Annotated in this window: 14 protein-coding genes; 12 read left to right on the top strand and 2 right to left on the bottom strand. The window is 66.1% G+C overall.

Features of this window, described 5'->3' with window-relative positions:
• Positions 1 to 16 precede the first annotated feature (16 nt).
• The 6 genes from dapA to FB478_RS10000 all read left to right on the top strand — a co-directional run bounded on the left by dapA (position 17) and on the right by FB478_RS10000 (position 7541).
• A complete protein-coding gene (gene dapA / locus FB478_RS10025; protein WP_018771602.1) occupies positions 17 to 925 on the top strand; it encodes a 4-hydroxy-tetrahydrodipicolinate synthase in 909 nt (302 codons plus the stop codon).
• A gap of 40 nt (positions 926 to 965) precedes the next feature.
• The gene (locus tag FB478_RS10020) at positions 966 to 2657 is read left to right on the top strand and encodes a ribonuclease J (protein WP_018771601.1); all 1692 of its coding nucleotides are present in this window, start codon (positions 966 to 968) and stop codon (positions 2655 to 2657) included.
• Between the two features lie 182 nt (positions 2658 to 2839).
• The gene (locus tag FB478_RS10015) at positions 2840 to 5728 is read left to right on the top strand and encodes a DNA translocase FtsK (protein ID WP_144600345.1); all 2889 of its coding nucleotides are present in this window, start codon (positions 2840 to 2842) and stop codon (positions 5726 to 5728) included.
• A gap of 17 nt (positions 5729 to 5745) precedes the next feature.
• Entirely contained in the window at positions 5746 to 6444 is a 699-nt protein-coding gene (gene pgsA, locus FB478_RS10010; RefSeq protein ID WP_056390918.1) for a CDP-diacylglycerol--glycerol-3-phosphate 3-phosphatidyltransferase, read from the top strand.
• A complete protein-coding gene (locus tag FB478_RS10005; protein ID WP_056390915.1) occupies positions 6441 to 6920 on the top strand; it encodes a CinA family protein in 480 nt (159 codons plus the stop codon). The genes pgsA and FB478_RS10005 overlap by 4 nt, the downstream gene beginning before the upstream one ends.
• Positions 6921 to 7088: 168 nt before the next feature.
• On the top strand, positions 7089 to 7541 hold the full coding sequence (locus tag FB478_RS10000; protein WP_018771597.1) for a helix-turn-helix domain-containing protein: 453 nt from the start codon (positions 7089 to 7091) through the stop codon (positions 7539 to 7541).
• Positions 7542 to 7667: 126 nt separating this feature from the next.
• On the opposite strand, the gene FB478_RS09995 is transcribed toward FB478_RS10000, so the two are convergent.
• Positions 7668 to 8198, bottom strand: coding sequence for a MarR family winged helix-turn-helix transcriptional regulator (locus FB478_RS09995; RefSeq protein ID WP_056390913.1), 531 nt, complete (start codon positions 8196 to 8198; stop codon positions 7668 to 7670).
• 41 nt (positions 8199 to 8239) lie between these two features.
• On the opposite strand from FB478_RS09995, the gene FB478_RS09990 reads away from it, so the two are divergent.
• The 6 genes from FB478_RS09990 (at position 8240) to dapF (ending at position 13874) form a co-directional block, all read left to right on the top strand.
• Positions 8240 to 8464, top strand: coding sequence for a DUF3046 domain-containing protein (locus tag FB478_RS09990; RefSeq protein ID WP_018771595.1), 225 nt, complete (start codon positions 8240 to 8242; stop codon positions 8462 to 8464).
• A gap of 249 nt (positions 8465 to 8713) precedes the next feature.
• The gene (gene recA, locus FB478_RS09985; RefSeq protein ID WP_026266121.1) at positions 8714 to 9769 is read left to right on the top strand and encodes a recombinase RecA; all 1056 of its coding nucleotides are present in this window, start codon (positions 8714 to 8716) and stop codon (positions 9767 to 9769) included.
• Between the two features lie 120 nt (positions 9770 to 9889).
• Complete coding sequence (locus tag FB478_RS09980; protein WP_196804798.1) at positions 9890 to 10390, top strand: regulatory protein RecX; 501 nt, start codon at positions 9890 to 9892, stop codon at positions 10388 to 10390.
• 3 nt (positions 10391 to 10393) lie between these two features.
• Positions 10394 to 11971 (top strand): tRNA (N6-isopentenyl adenosine(37)-C2)-methylthiotransferase MiaB, encoded by a 1578-nt coding sequence (gene miaB / locus FB478_RS09975; protein WP_222430063.1) that lies wholly within the window; start codon positions 10394 to 10396, stop codon positions 11969 to 11971.
• 2 nt (positions 11972 to 11973) lie between these two features.
• The gene (miaA, locus tag FB478_RS09970) at positions 11974 to 12885 is read left to right on the top strand and encodes a tRNA (adenosine(37)-N6)-dimethylallyltransferase MiaA (protein WP_144600342.1); all 912 of its coding nucleotides are present in this window, start codon (positions 11974 to 11976) and stop codon (positions 12883 to 12885) included.
• Between the two features lie 44 nt (positions 12886 to 12929).
• Positions 12930 to 13874 (top strand): diaminopimelate epimerase, encoded by a 945-nt coding sequence (dapF, locus tag FB478_RS09965; protein WP_056390943.1) that lies wholly within the window; start codon positions 12930 to 12932, stop codon positions 13872 to 13874.
• On the opposite strand, the gene FB478_RS09960 is transcribed toward dapF, so the two are convergent.
• On the bottom strand, positions 13846 to 14469 hold the full coding sequence (locus tag FB478_RS09960) for a class I SAM-dependent methyltransferase (protein WP_056390903.1): 624 nt from the start codon (positions 14467 to 14469) through the stop codon (positions 13846 to 13848). The genes dapF and FB478_RS09960 overlap by 29 nt on opposite strands.
• Positions 14470 to 14705 lie beyond the last annotated feature (236 nt).

Genomic DNA, 14705 nt, shown 5'->3' with positions numbered 1-14705 from the left:
GGGTAACGTTTTTTCCATGGCTGACTCTTCCGCGCATATCCCTGCCCTCGGTACCCTCCTGACCGCCATGGTCACGCCGTTCACCAAGGACGGCGCAGTGGACTACGACCAGGCGGCAGCGCTGGCCAGCAAGCTTGTCGACGACGGCTGTGACGGCCTGGTGGTCACCGGCACCACCGGTGAAACCTCCACGCTGACTGACGAAGAGAACCTCGGCATGTTCCGCGCCGTGAAGGAGGCCGTCGGCGGCCGGGCGGCCATCATCGCCGGCACCGGCACCAACGACACCGCGCACTCGGTCCACCTTTCCCAGCAGGCTGCTGCCCTCGGCGTCGACGGCCTCCTCCTGGTGACTCCTTACTACAACAAGCCCAGCCAGGCTGGTGTCCGCGCCCACTTCGAGACCATCGCCTCGGCCGTGGACGTACCCGTCATGCTGTACGACATTCCCGGCCGGTCCTCCATCGCCATCGAGCCAGACACCATGATCCGGCTGGCGCAGCACCCCAACATCGTGGCCGTCAAGGACGCCAAGGCCGACTTCATGGCAGCCACCCGTGTCATGGCGGAAACGGACCTCCTGTTCTACTCGGGCGACGACGGACTGACCCTTCCCTGGATGGCGCTGGGCGCCGTCGGCCTGGTGGGCGTTACCACCCACGTCGCCACCCGCCGCTTCCGCGAACTCATCGACGCCATCAACGCCAACGACCTCGGCACCGCGCGCAAGATCAACTTCGAGCTGCAGCCGGTGGTACGCGCCACCATGACCCGGGTCCAGGGCGCCGTGGCGGCCAAACAGATTCTTAAATGGCAGGGAGTCCTGCCCAACTCGATCGTCCGTTTGCCCCTCGTGGAGCCGGACGAAACCGAGATCGAAACCATCCGCGGGGATTTGGCGGAAGCGGGGCTGGTCTTCTCCTGAGGCTAAGACCGGCACCCTTCCGCCTGGAAAGTAGTGCACTATGACCCAAACTGCCCTTACCGGCCTTGTCACCCCTCCGCGCCTGCCCCAGGGCACGCTCAGGATCGTTCCGCTTGGCGGACTCGGGGAGATCGGCCGGAATATGGCCGTGTTCGAAATCGACGGCAAGCTGCTGATCGTGGACTGCGGCGTCCTCTTTCCCGAGGAAACCCAGCCCGGCGTTGACCTGATCCTGCCGGATTTCTCCTACATCGAAGACCGGCTGGACGACGTCGTGGCCGTGATCCTCACGCACGGCCACGAGGACCACATCGGCGCCGTGCCGTACCTGCTGCGCCTGCGCAACGACATTCCCCTGGTGGGATCTCAGCTGACCCTCGCGCTGATCGAGGCGAAGCTGCAGGAGCACCGCATCCGGCCCTACACGCTGACAGTGGAAGAGGGTCAGGTTGAGAAGTTCGGGCCGTTCGAATGCGAGTTCGTGGCTGTGAACCACTCCATTCCGGATGCCCTGGCGGTGTTCATCCGCACGGCGGGCGGCACTGTCCTGCATACCGGCGACTTCAAGATGGACCAGCTGCCGCTGGACGGACGCATCACTGACCTCCGGCACTTCGCCAAACTGGGTGAAGAAGGCGTGGACCTCTTCATGTCCGACTCCACCAACGCCGACGTCCCCGGATTCACCACGGCCGAGAAGGAAATCGGCCCCACGTTGGAGCGGCTTTTCGGCCAGGCCACCAAGCGCATCATCGTGGCCTCCTTCTCCTCCCACGTCCACCGCGTGCAGCAGGTGCTGGATGCAGCGGCCAAGCACAACCGCAAGGTGGCCTTCGTGGGCCGCTCCATGGTCCGCAATATGGCCATCGCCGAAAAGCTGGGCTACCTTGACGTCCCCGCCGGACTGATCGTGGACATCAAGAACATCGACAACCTTCCGGACAACCGCGTGGTGCTCATGTCTACCGGCTCCCAGGGCGAGCCCATGGCGGCCCTGTCCCGGATGGCCAACGGCGACCACCGCGTGGTGGTGGGGGACGGCGACACCGTCATCCTGGCCTCCAGCCTCATCCCGGGCAACGAGAACGCGGTGTTCCGCATCATCAACGGCCTCCTGAAGCTCGGCGCCGACGTGATCCACAAGGGCAACGCCAAGGTCCACGTCTCCGGCCACGCCGCCGCCGGCGAGCTGCTCTACTGCTACAACATCCTTGAGCCGCTGAACGCCATGCCCGTGCACGGCGAAACCCGGCACCTGATCGCCAACGGCAAGATCGCCATCGAATCCGGCGTCCCGGATGCCAGCGTGATCCTTGCTGACAACGGCACGGTCATCGACCTCCGCGACCACCAGGCAGACATCGTCGGCCAGGTCGAGGTGGGCTTCGTCTACGTGGACGGCTCCAGCGTGGGCGAGATCACCGACGCCGACCTCAAGGACCGCCGCATCCTGGGCGATGAAGGCTTCATCTCCATCATCACCGTTGTCCACCGCGCCACCGGCAAGGTGGTGTCCGGACCCGAGATCCACGCCCGCGGCGTTGCCGAGGACGATTCGGTCTTCGACGACATCATCCCCAAGATCAACGCAGCCCTGGAGGAAGCGGTCCAGAACCACGCCGACCACACCAGCCACCAGCTCCAGCAGGTGGTACGCCGCGTCGTGGGAACCTGGGTCAACCGCAAGCTGCGCCGCAAGCCCATGATCATTCCCGTGGTGCTCGAGGCCTGACACCAGGCTGGCGTCGCGCTGGTGCACACCCGGAAGGGCCCGGTTCTTCATGGACCGGGCCCTTCGGCGCATCCGGACGGTCCCCGGGCGCGTCCGGGCAGGTCCGCACCTGGCGCCCGGCGGGTGGCCCGGCGGCCCCGATATCCCCGGAATCACAGCATGCTTCCGGTACCGTGGCTATTATGGCCACACGTACTACTTCCGCGCCCAAAGGTACCGGCAGGGGGAGCTCCGGCAGCAAAGCGGGCAGTTCCACAGGCCGCGGAACCGGCTCCACCGCCAGCAGGACAGGGCGCGGCGGCTCAACCAGCACTGCACGCACCCGCCAGCTTCCCGCCGTCGAGCACCACCAGCCCTGGCTGCTGCGCGTGGTGGGCGGAGCGTGGCTTGGAGTGGGCCACCTGGTGGGCGGGGGAGTGCGCCGCATCGGCCACGACGTCAGCGACCTCCCCACGGAGGAACGCCGCGACGGTGCCGCCCTCTTCAACCTGGCCCTTGGTATTTTCATCGCCACCTTCGCATGGTGGGGACTGACGGGCTGGTTCCCGGACGCCGTCTACGCCGTGGTGAACGGCACCTTCGGCTGGATCTCCCTGCTGCTCCCGCTCATGCTGTTCGTGTGCGCCTTCCGGCTGTTCCGCCGGCCCTCGGACGGCCGGGGCAATAACCGGGTGGGCATCGGTTTCCTGATCATGACCTTCGCCGGGTGCGGGTTGGCTCATATCCTCGGCGGCCAGCCCACCGTGGCCGACGGCTTCGACGGCCTCCGCAAAGCCGGCGGGATGCTCGGCTTCCTGGCCGCCACGCCGCTGGCCGCCATCCATCCGGCTGTGCCTGTAGCCCTGTATGCCCTGCTGGCCTTTGTGTCGGTACTGATCATCACCGCCACCCCGTTCACGGCGATCCCGCGCCGCATCCGCGGCGCCTATGAACACCTCATGGGCATCGACCTGATGGACCAGGAACACCAGGACACCCACGACCGCAGCTACCTCGAACGCACGGCTGCCGCTGCGCCCAAGAAGAAGAAGCGGAAGCTTTTCGGCAAGGACCAGGAGTCCGACGCCGGCCTTGAGGGCTACGTGGGCGACGAAGCCTTCGAGCACGCCGTCATTGACGACGACGAGCCCGAACCCGAGCGGCCCGCGCCCGGAGTGCGGCGCCCCACCCAGGCGGAGATCGCCGTCGAAAAGATCAAGGCAGCCCAGGGATTGGGTGCCGGTGCCCAGGCACCTCCGGCGGAAAACGCCACCGAGGCCATCCCCCTGGTCATCCCCGGTGCCGCCGCTCCCGCCAAAGCCGCCGCCGCGCCCACCGTGCCCTCCAACCCGGTGGCCCCCGCGCCGCCGCCCGTTCCCATCCCGCAGCGGACCGAACAGCTCTCGCTCGCCGGGGACGTCACGTACACCCTCCCTGCCTCGGACTACCTGACACCCGGCTCGATCCCGAAGGAGCGCACCGAAGCCAATGACGCCGTCGTCGCTGCCCTGACGGATACCCTGCAGCAGTTCAACGTCGACGCCACCGTCACCGGCTTCAGCCGTGGTCCCACCGTCACCCGGTACGAAATCGAACTTGCTCCCGGAACCAAGGTTGAGCGCGTCACCGCGCTGTCCAAGAACATCTCCTACGCTGTGGCCTCCAGCGACGTGCGCATCCTGAGCCCCATCCCCGGCAAGTCCGCCATCGGCATCGAAATCCCCAACACCGACCGCGAAACCGTGTCACTGGGCGACGTGCTGCGCAGCCAGAATGCGCGGCGCACCGACCACCCCATGGTCATGGGTGTGGGCAAGGACGTGGAGGGCGGCTACGTGGTGGCCAACCTGGCCAAGATGCCGCACCTCCTGGTGGCAGGGGCCACCGGCGCCGGTAAGTCGTCCTTCGTGAACTCCATGATCACCTCCATCCTGATGCGGGCCACCCCTGACGAGGTGCGCATGGTCATGGTGGACCCCAAGCGCGTGGAGCTGACGGCCTACGAGGGCGTCCCGCACCTGATCACGCCCATTATCACCAACCCCAAAAAAGCCGCCGAGGCGCTGCAGTGGGTGGTCCGCGAAATGGACGCCCGCTACGACGACCTCGCAAATTACGGCTTCAAGCACATCGACGATTTCAACAAGGCGGTGCGGGCCGGAAAGGTTCAGCCGCCGGTGGACTCCAAGCGCGTCATCAGGCCCTACCCGTATCTGCTGGTGATCGTCGACGAGCTTGCCGACCTGATGATGGTGGCACCACGCGACGTGGAGGACTCGATCGTCCGCATCACCCAGCTTGCCCGTGCCGCCGGCATCCACCTGGTGCTGGCCACCCAGAGGCCGTCCGTGGACGTTGTCACCGGCCTCATCAAGGCCAACGTGCCCTCGCGCATGGCCTTCGCCACGTCCTCCGTCACCGACTCCCGCGTGGTCCTGGACCAGCCCGGCGCCGAGAAGCTCATTGGCCAGGGTGACGCGCTCTTCCTGCCCATGGGCGCCTCCAAGGCCATGCGCGTCCAGGGCGCCTGGGTTACCGAGTCGGAGATCCACAAGGTGGTGGAACACGTCAAGGGGCAACTGCAGGCTTCCTACCGTGACGACGTTGCTGCCGAAGCGCCCAAGAAGCAGATCGACGACGACATCGGGGATGACCTCGAGGTCCTGCTGCAGGCGACGGAGCTGGTGGTCACCACGCAGTTCGGCTCCACCTCCATGCTGCAGCGCAAGCTCCGCGTCGGGTTCGCCAAGGCCGGACGGCTCATGGACCTGCTCGAATCCCGCGGCGTCGTGGGACCATCCGAGGGCTCCAAGGCGCGCGATGTGCTGGTCAAACCTGATGACCTCGCCGCCGTCCTGGCCGCCATGAAGGGCCAGGAGGCGCCGGCCGCCGCCGATTCCCAGACCGCTGCCCTCAGCGACAATGCCAACGCCAACATCGCCCAGGGCGGCTACGCCGAAGACCTGGTGGCGGCGGACCTGGACCAGCGGAAGCAGAACGTCGAATATTACGACGGCTCGGATTCCGCCCCCGGCGGGTACGGCGATGACGACGACGGCTCCGAAGACGCATGGTCCCTCACCGGGCGCTAGGCCGGTAGCCTAGGAACGTGACTAGCACCGATGCAACCGCCGCCGGCCAGGGCCGTGCCGGGGTCTGGAACCTTCCCAACGTCCTGACCATGATCCGCATCGCGCTGGTCCCGTTTTTTGTGTGGTTCCTCGTGGCGGACGCGCCCGGCCTGCACAGTGTTTCCGGACCATGGCGCTGGGCGGCAGTGGCGGCCTTCGCCGTCGCCATCTACACGGACAAGCTCGACGGCGACATCGCCAGGAGCCGGAACCTGGTCACGGACTTCGGCAAGATCGCGGACCCCATCGCAGACAAGCTCCTGATCGGCTCCGCGCTGGTGATGCTCTCCTTGCTGGGTGAGCTGCCCTGGTGGGCCACGCTGGTGATCCTGGTGCGGGAATGGGGCATCACCGCCCTGCGCTTCTTCGTGATCCGGTACGGGGTCATTCCCGCCTCGCGGGGCGGGAAGCTCAAGACCGTGGTGCAGACCGCGGCGATCTTCCTCTATCTCCTGCCGTTCGGGGCATTCGCGCCCTGGATGTCCTGGGTTGCGTTTGCCGTCATGATGGCTGCCGTGGCGATCACGCTGTGGACCGGCGTCGAATACGTCATCGAGGCCCTGCGACTGCGCGCGAAGGGGAAACGGCAGGCAGGGACTGTCACAGGGCAGGACACAGTGACGGGGCAGGACACAGCCAGCGGGCAGGAATCAGCGACGGGCCAGGACCAGGCATGAGCAACCTCCACCGTTTGGCCGGGCAGGCCGTCCAGCAGGCGCTCGAGTCCGGGCAGACCGTCGCCACCGCCGAGTCGTTGACGGCGGGGATGGTGTCCGCTGTCCTTGCCGACACTCCCGGGGCCTCCGGCATGCTGCAGGGCGGTGTGGTCGCCTACCAGAACTCAGTGAAGGAGGCGGTGCTGCACGTTCCTGCCGACCTCCTGGCCCGTGCCGGCTCCGTGGACCCCGACGTTGCCCGTGCCATGGCAGCCGGGGCACGCACGGTCCTGGGCGCCGACGTCGGGATTTCCACAACGGGGGTGGCAGGTCCCGATGCCCATGACGGCAAGCCCGTGGGGCGCGTCTACATTGGAATTGCCACAGCGGCCGGAACGGCGGCTTTCGAATACTCCTTCACCGGCAGCAGGCCCGACATCAGGGCCGCAGCCTGCGCCGCCGCCCTGGAACGGCTCCTCGAGGCACTGCCCGCCTGACGCCTGCCGGACCCCAAGTTACCGGGCGTAAAGTTGCCGGGAACAAAAGCCGGTACCGATTAGTTATTACATTGTGTCGCTTCCGGATAGTGGAGGCGCCTAGGATGAAATGACCACGACGGTTCGCCCCACGGTGAACCTGACCAATGAGGGAGCAAGGCGATACAGATGGTAAAGCAGCCCGTATCCGTAAACGGCGTTGTCCGCTGGAAGGATGTGGGCCTCGCCGAACAGGCTAAGAGCGAACAGAAGGAGCGCAAGATGGTAGTACTTCGTCACGAAATCGGTGATGTGCTGCGCGATGTCCGCCAGCGTCAGGGACGCACGCTCCGTGAAGTTTCGCACAGCGCCCGCGTCTCCCTGGGGTATCTCAGCGAAGTGGAGCGCGGCCAGAAGGAAGCCTCGTCAGAGCTTCTGTCCTCAATCTGCTCGGCACTGGATGTTCCGTTGTCAAGCATGCTCCGTGAAGTCAGCGACCGTGTGGCAGTAGCCGAGGGCGTCGCAGTTCCGGACACAGTTCCGCAGGAATTCTCCCAGCGTTACGGCCGTGACCTCGAGCGCGACCTCAACACTGAACTGAACGACGAACTCTCCACGGGCCTTCTCTCGGGCGCCCGGTAAAGCCAGCCCCACCACAGGTGGGCCTTGGAACGCAGGAAGCCCCCGGCCGCGCCGGGGGCTTCCTGCGTTGGCGCCCGATTGATGTGCCCGGCTGGTGGTACTCCTGCCGGCCGTTCGTCGCTGCGGCTATTCCTCTTCTGCGGGGGAGCCGCCTCCGCCTTCCCTGGGGAATCCGTCACGCTCGTAGGTGGAGTTCAGCTTGGCCATGTAGCGGGCCAGCTCCTGCAGGTCCTGCACGGGCCACTCGCGCAGCCGTTCCTGGAAAACCTGGCGCCTGGCGTCCTGGACCTGGTGCATCTTCTCTTCGCCCTTGGGCGTCAGCCGGATGGACTGTGCCCGGCGGTCCAGGGGATCGGCTTCCTTGGATACCAGTCCGAGGCTCTCCAGGAAGGCAATCTGCCGGCTGACCGACGGCTTGCCCACCCCGATGTTCATGGCAAGCTCCGTCAGGCGGATGGGCCCTTCCCGGCGGATAACCGTTAACAGCCCGTACGCGGCAGGCTCCATATCCGGGTGGACTTCGCGCGAGAGGTGGTTGGAGATGGCCCTGGCCCGCCGCCAGAAGAGGCTGATCTGGTGTTCAACATTCTGCAGCGCGGTATCGGCGGCATCAGCGCCTGCGTCCGGCGGCGGCGGGAGATCCGGGGAGTTGCTCATGGCAACAATTCTAGGGTCCGCAATCATGAGAGGATTTACCGATGCGAATCAGCGAGTACTGGCGTCTGATGGATGACGAGTTCGGTGCGGGGTACTCCCGCGTGCTGAGCAGTACCCTGGTCCTGACCGGCGTCGGCGGGCGCACTGCGGACCAGGCGCTGGCTGCAGGCATCGAACCGCGCAAAGTCTGGCTGGCAGTCTGCGATGTCCAGGACGTCCCGGCCGAACGGCGGCTGGGCCGGGACATCGCCCCTCGCCGCGACTAGCAGCGCCTAACAACGGCTTCCCGGGTGGTCCTTCGTGAGCCTGCCGCAGCCGAAGCGCCCTTGGACGGACACGCCGCAGGACCGGCACTCTTCGAATACCTGTTCGGATAACGCTATGCTTTTTCTATTGGGCTTATCCACATAGCCGTTGTCCTCAGGCCGGAATGTCAGTGGGTCCCAGTAGCGTCAGAGATGACCAATAAAACGGCCGCGAAGGCCACCATCGAGAAAGCATTAGAGGTGTCAACCATGGCGGCAGCCCCGGATCGTGCAAAAGCGCTGGAAGCAGCGCTTGCCCAGATTGACAAGCAGTTCGGCAAGGGGTCGGTCATGCGCCTGGGCGACGAAGTACGCGCCCCGATCGAAGTCATCCCCACCGGTTCCATCGCACTGGACGTCGCTCTGGGGATTGGCGGCCTTCCGCGGGGCCGTGTCATCGAGATCTATGGTCCTGAATCCTCGGGTAAGACCACCGTTGCCCTGCACGCCGTGGCCAATGCCCAGCGCGCCGGCGGCATCGCAGCATTCATCGACGCAGAACACGCCCTGGACCCCGACTACGCCGCCAAGCTGGGTGTGGACACCGACGCCCTCCTCGTGTCGCAGCCGGACACAGGTGAGCAGGCGCTCGAGATCATGGACATGCTGGTCGGCTCGGGATCGCTGGACGTTGTCGTCATCGACTCCGTCGCCGCCCTGGTGCCGCGCGCCGAAATCGAAGGTGACATGGGCGACAGCCACGTCGGCCTCCAGGCACGGCTCATGAGCCAGGCCCTGCGTAAGATCACCGGACGCTTGAGCCAGACCAAGACCACCGCCATCTTCATCAACCAGCTCCGCGAAAAGATCGGTGTCTTCTTCGGCTCCCCCGAAACCACCACCGGTGGTAAGGCCCTGAAGTTCTACGCGTCGGTCCGCATCGATGTCCGGCGGATCCAGACCCTCAAGGAAGGTGCCGATTCCGTCGGTAACCGGACCAAGGCCAAGATCGTCAAGAACAAGATGGCTCCGCCCTTCAAAGTTGCTGAGTTCGACATCATCTACGGCCAGGGCATCTCCCGCGAAGGCGGGATCATCGACATGGGCGTGGAGCACGGCATCATCAAGAAGTCCGGTTCCTGGTTCACGTACGACGGCGACCAGCTGGGCCAGGGCATGGAGAACTCGCGCCGCTTCCTGCGCGACAACCCCGAGCTCGCGGCTGAACTGGAACGCCTGATCAAGGAAAAGCTCGGCGTAGGGGTCAAGCCCGCCGAGGACGAGTCCAAGGACGCGCCAAAGCTGAAAGCCGTCGACGGGTTCTAGCCCTTGACCGGACCACGTTCACGGCGGGCCCGGTCCGGCGGCCCCTCTTCAGGGCCGCCGGACGGCTTTTCCATCCCTGAGGATCCGCAGGCTGTTGACGCCGAACCGGATCCGTTCTCGGTGGCGCAGGCCATCGTGTACCGCCAGCTCACGGCAGCTCCCAAGAGCAGGCTGCAGCTTGCCCGGAAACTGGCGGAACGGAATATCCCCGAACACGTCGCCGAGGCGGTGCTGGACAAGTTCCAGGAGGCGCGCCTGATCAATGACGCCGAGTTTGCCGATATGTGGGTCAGGAGCCGGTCCCAGTCCCGCAAGCTTGCCAAGGGCGCTCTCCGGCGCGAACTGGCCGAGAAGGGCATCGACCAGGAAACGGCGGCTTCTGCCCTGGAGCAGCTGACGGACGCCGACGAGGAAGCGGCGGCACGCGCACTGGTGGAGCGCAAGCTCCGGCCCGGGACGGTTTTGCCTGACCAGTCGGAACGGGACAAAGCCGTCCGGCGGCTCGCCTCCATGCTGGCCAGGAAGGGCTACCAGCCGTCCCAGGCGTTCAGGATCGTCAACGACGTCCTGGATTCCCGGCAGGATCCCGACAGCGGGATGCTCCAAAGCCGGTACCCTTAACTGGTGAGTTTGACCATTCCTTCCCCCCATTCCGGCGCTGCCGCGTCCGTTGAGCCTGCTGCTGATGCGCAAGCCGGTGCTGTTCCGCAATCCGGGGCAGTGCAGCCGCGTACTTACCAGGTCCGCACGTTCGGTTGCCAGATGAACGTGCACGACTCCGAACGCATGGCCGGCATGCTGGAGGATGCGGGCTACGTACCGGCAGCCGGCGACCATGCTGACGTGGTCGTGTTCAATACCTGCGCAGTCCGGGAGAACGCGGACAACAAGCTCTACGGCAACCTCGGCATCCTGGCGCCCATGAAGGCCGCCAACCCCGGCATGCAGATCGCCGTGGGCGGGTGCCTGGCCCAAAAGGACCGCGAAACCATTCTCAAGAAGGCACCATGGGTGGATGCTGTCTTCGGCACCCACAACGTCGGCGCCCTGCCCGCACTTTTGGACCGTGCACGGCACAACAACGAGGCCCAGCTGGAAATCCTGGAGTCCCTGGACGTCTTCCCCTCCACGCTCCCCACCAAACGCGACTCCGTCTACTCCGGCTGGGTATCCATCTCCGTTGGCTGCAACAACACGTGCACGTTCTGCATCGTGCCGGCCCTTCGCGGCAAGGAAAAGGACCGCCGGCCCGGAGACATCCTCGCCGAAATCCAGGCCCTCGTGGACGACGGCGCCATCGAAGTGACCCTCCTGGGCCAGAACGTCAACTCCTACGGTGTCGAGTTCGGCGACCGCCAGGCCTTCTCCAAACTCCTTCGCGCCTGCGGCGAAATCGAGGGCCTTGAACGCGTCCGCTTCACCAGCCCGCACCCGGCCGCCTTCACCGATGACGTCATTGATGCCATGGCCGAGACGCCCAACGTGATGCCGCAGCTGCACATGCCCCTGCAGTCCGGTTCGGACCGCATCCTCCGCGCCATGAAGCGTTCCTACCGTTCCACGAAGTTCCTGGGCATCCTGGACAAGGTCCGGGACAGGATTCCACACGCCGCCATCTCCACCGACATCATCGTCGGCTTCCCGGGCGAAACTGAAGAGGACTTCCAGGCGACGCTGGACGTGGTGGAAAAGTCACGCTTTGCCACCGCCTTCACCTTCCAGTATTCAAAGCGCCCCGGCACGCCCGCTGCCGACCTGCCGGACCAGCTGCCGAAGGCCGTGGTCCAGGAACGCTTCGAACGCCTCACCGCCCTGCAGGACAGGATCGCCGCCGAGGAAAACCGGAAGCAGTTGGGCCGGAGGCTGGAAGTCATGGTCACCGCCCAGTCCGGACGGAAGTCGGAGGAAACCCACCGGTTGTCCGGCCGCTCCCAGGACCAGCGGCTGGTCCACTTCTCAGTCCCCGAAGGGGCCCCGGCACCCAGGCCCGGAGACCTCGTCACCGTCACCATTACGGAGGCGGCGGCCTTCCACCTGGTGGCCGATCCCACGCCGGAGGACTACAGCCTGCGCCGGTCCCGGGCGGGGGACGCCTGGGACAGGTCCCAGGCCGACTCCTGTGGTGCGCCTGCCCCCGGCTCCGGCGCAGGACCCAAGGCTGTCTCCCTTGGCATGCCCGCGCTGCCGCTGCGCACCCCCTGAAGGTGACTGCCCCGCCTGTCATCGCCGTCGTCGGTCCCACCGGCTCCGGCAAATCCGACCTGGCCGTCAACCTTGCCCTCGAACTGGACGGCGAGGTCATCAACGCTGACGCCATGCAGTTCTACCGCGGCATGGACATTGGCACTGCCAAAATCACGACGGCCGAGCGCAGGGGAGTGCCGCACCACCTCCTGGACATCCTTGACGTGACCCAGGAAGCCAGCGTCTCCGACTTCCAGCAACAGGCCCGCAGCCTCATCGGGGATATCCATGCCCGCGGCAAGCGCGCAATCCTGGCGGGCGGCTCCGGCCTGTACGTGCGGGCCGCCCTGGACGTCCTGGAGTTCCCGGGGACCGACCCCAAGCTCCGTGCACGGCTTGAGGCGGACCACATACGGCTGGGGACCCCGGCGCTGCTGGACAGGCTGAGGGCCCTGGATCCCGTATCCGCGGACAGGGTCTCGGACGCCCGGCGGATTATCCGCGCACTGGAAGTCCATGAACTTACCGGACGTCCCTTCAGTTCCTTCATGCCGCGCCGCGAGTACTACCAGCCTGCGGTGCAGGTGGGCCTGAGCGTGGACCGGGAGGTCCTGCGGGAGCGCTTGGCGGTACGGGTTCACCGGATGGTGGAGTCCAGCCTGCTGGAGGAGGTCCGGATGCTGGACGCGCGGGGCCTTCGGCAGGGCAAAACAGCATCCCGTGCACTGGGCTATTCACAGTTCCTGCGGGTCATCGACGGCACGTCAACAGTTGAGCAGGCCGCAGAGGAAACAATCGTGGCCACCCGGCAGTTCGCGCGCCGCCAGTTGACGTGGTTCCGCGCCGACCCCCGCATCACCTGGCTGGACTGGCAGGACCCGGAGCTGACGGGTAAGGCGGCCGAGGTGTGCGTCCAGGATCCGGGCCGGTAGCCGCGGTTTCAGCACCGGCGGCATCCGCCGTTACGCTTGTGACCATGAATGCAACCCCCGCAGAAGCCACTGGGACCGCCTTGCACGCACTGAGCGGGCTCCGCTTTTCCAAGGGGCATGGCACCGGCAACGACTTCGTCCTGGTGGCCGATCCCGAGGGGGTGCACGCCATCGGCGCAGACCAGGCCGCAGCGCTCTGCGACCGGCACCGGGGAATCGGCGCCGACGGCCTGATCAGGGCTGTCCCGTCCCGTTTCCTGCCGGAAGGCCGGGAACTGCTCACCGATGCCCCGGACGCGGAATGGTTCATGGATTACCGCAATGCCGACGGCTCACTGTCTGAAATGTGCGGCAACGGCGTGCGGGTCTTCGTCCACTTCCTGCGGTCCGAGGGCCTGATCGACCTGCCCGACGGCGGATCACTCACCATCGGCACCCGCGGAGGGGTCAAGACCGTGGTCCGGACAGGGAACGGTTACGCGGTGGACATGGGCCCGTGGGAGTTCATATTCCCCGGGGAGGCCAGCGCCAAGGCGATGGATTCCCTGGTTACTGCCGACGGCCTGGAAGTTCCCCGGCCGGCCCTCTCCGTGAGCATGGGCAACCCACACACCGTAGTGGCCCTCGCGGAACTCAGCGAGCTCGAAGGCACACGCCTCTTCACGGCTCCCAAGGTCGATCCGGTCCCCGTGAATGGGACCAATGTGGAGTTCGTCGTCCCTGCGGAGCCTCTGGTCCATGACGGCGTCGGATCCGTGACCATGCGGGTGCATGAGCGAGGCGTGGGGGAGACCCAGTCCTGCGGAACGGGGGCCTGTGCTGCCGCCGTCGCCATCCGGCACTGGGCCGGCGCGGAAGCCCCTGATGCCTGGCGGGTCAACGTTCCCGGAGGTGTGGTGGGCGTGAAGTTCTTCGCCGGCCCCGCCGGCCACGAGCACGTGGAACTCAGCGGCCCCGCCGTCATTGTGGCGAGCGGGACGCTTTCGTAACCTTCAGGATCCGGAAGGACTTGGACGTTGACTCGCGGGTCACGGTATAGGAACTGTCCAGTTCGGCGGCCAGCCAGCGCTGGAGCGAATCCGAGCCCAGGTTCTTCTGTACCACCAGCCATGCCGTGCCGCCGTCCGCGAGGCGCGGAAGCCACAGCTTCAGCAGGGCGTGCAGTTCCTCCTTGCCAATCCGGATGGGCGGGTTGGACCAGATGGTGTCGAACCTGACGCCGGCGTCCACCTCCTGGGGTGTACTGGCGACGACGTTGGACAGCCCCAGCGCGGCCGCGTTTTCGTTGGTCAGGGCGACGCAGCGTTCGTTGACGTCCACGGCGTAGACCGTCGACCCGGGCGCCAGCAGCGCCATGGTGAGTGCGATGGGCCCCCAGCCGCATCCGATATCCAGCAGGTTCCCCTGGGGGTGCGGCGCCGGAACACCGGCGAGGAGCACTGCGGTGCCCTTGTCGATCCCGTCCGGGCTGAAGATTCCCGCGGAGGTGTGGAGCCTGCGGGTCTCGCCGGCCAGCTCCACCGTGAGTGGCTTACGGGTAAAGGGGCCGGCGGGGGACGTGCTGAAATAGTGTGCGGACTCCATAACTGGCCAGAGTAGTTCCCCTTGCAGCGTAATGGGAAACCGTGCAGAACCCCCTCTGCTACGCTGGATGGCATGTTCCTGATCTTCGAGTAGCCGGCACGGGCCACGCCCGTCCCCGCAGCCTGTCCTCCAGCGACAGCCCGTCCCGCAGCGATGCAGGTTTTTCAGCCTTCCGCTTGTGCACCGGCCAGACGCATCTGTTCTGCCCGGCCGCCGGACGATACTCGAAAGTCAGC

The organism is Arthrobacter sp. AG367, assembly GCF_007828995.1.
GTDB lineage: Bacteria > Actinomycetota > Actinomycetes > Actinomycetales > Micrococcaceae > Arthrobacter.
Note: the sequence above shows the minus strand (reverse complement) of the source record. Positions and strands in the feature narration are given on the sequence as shown.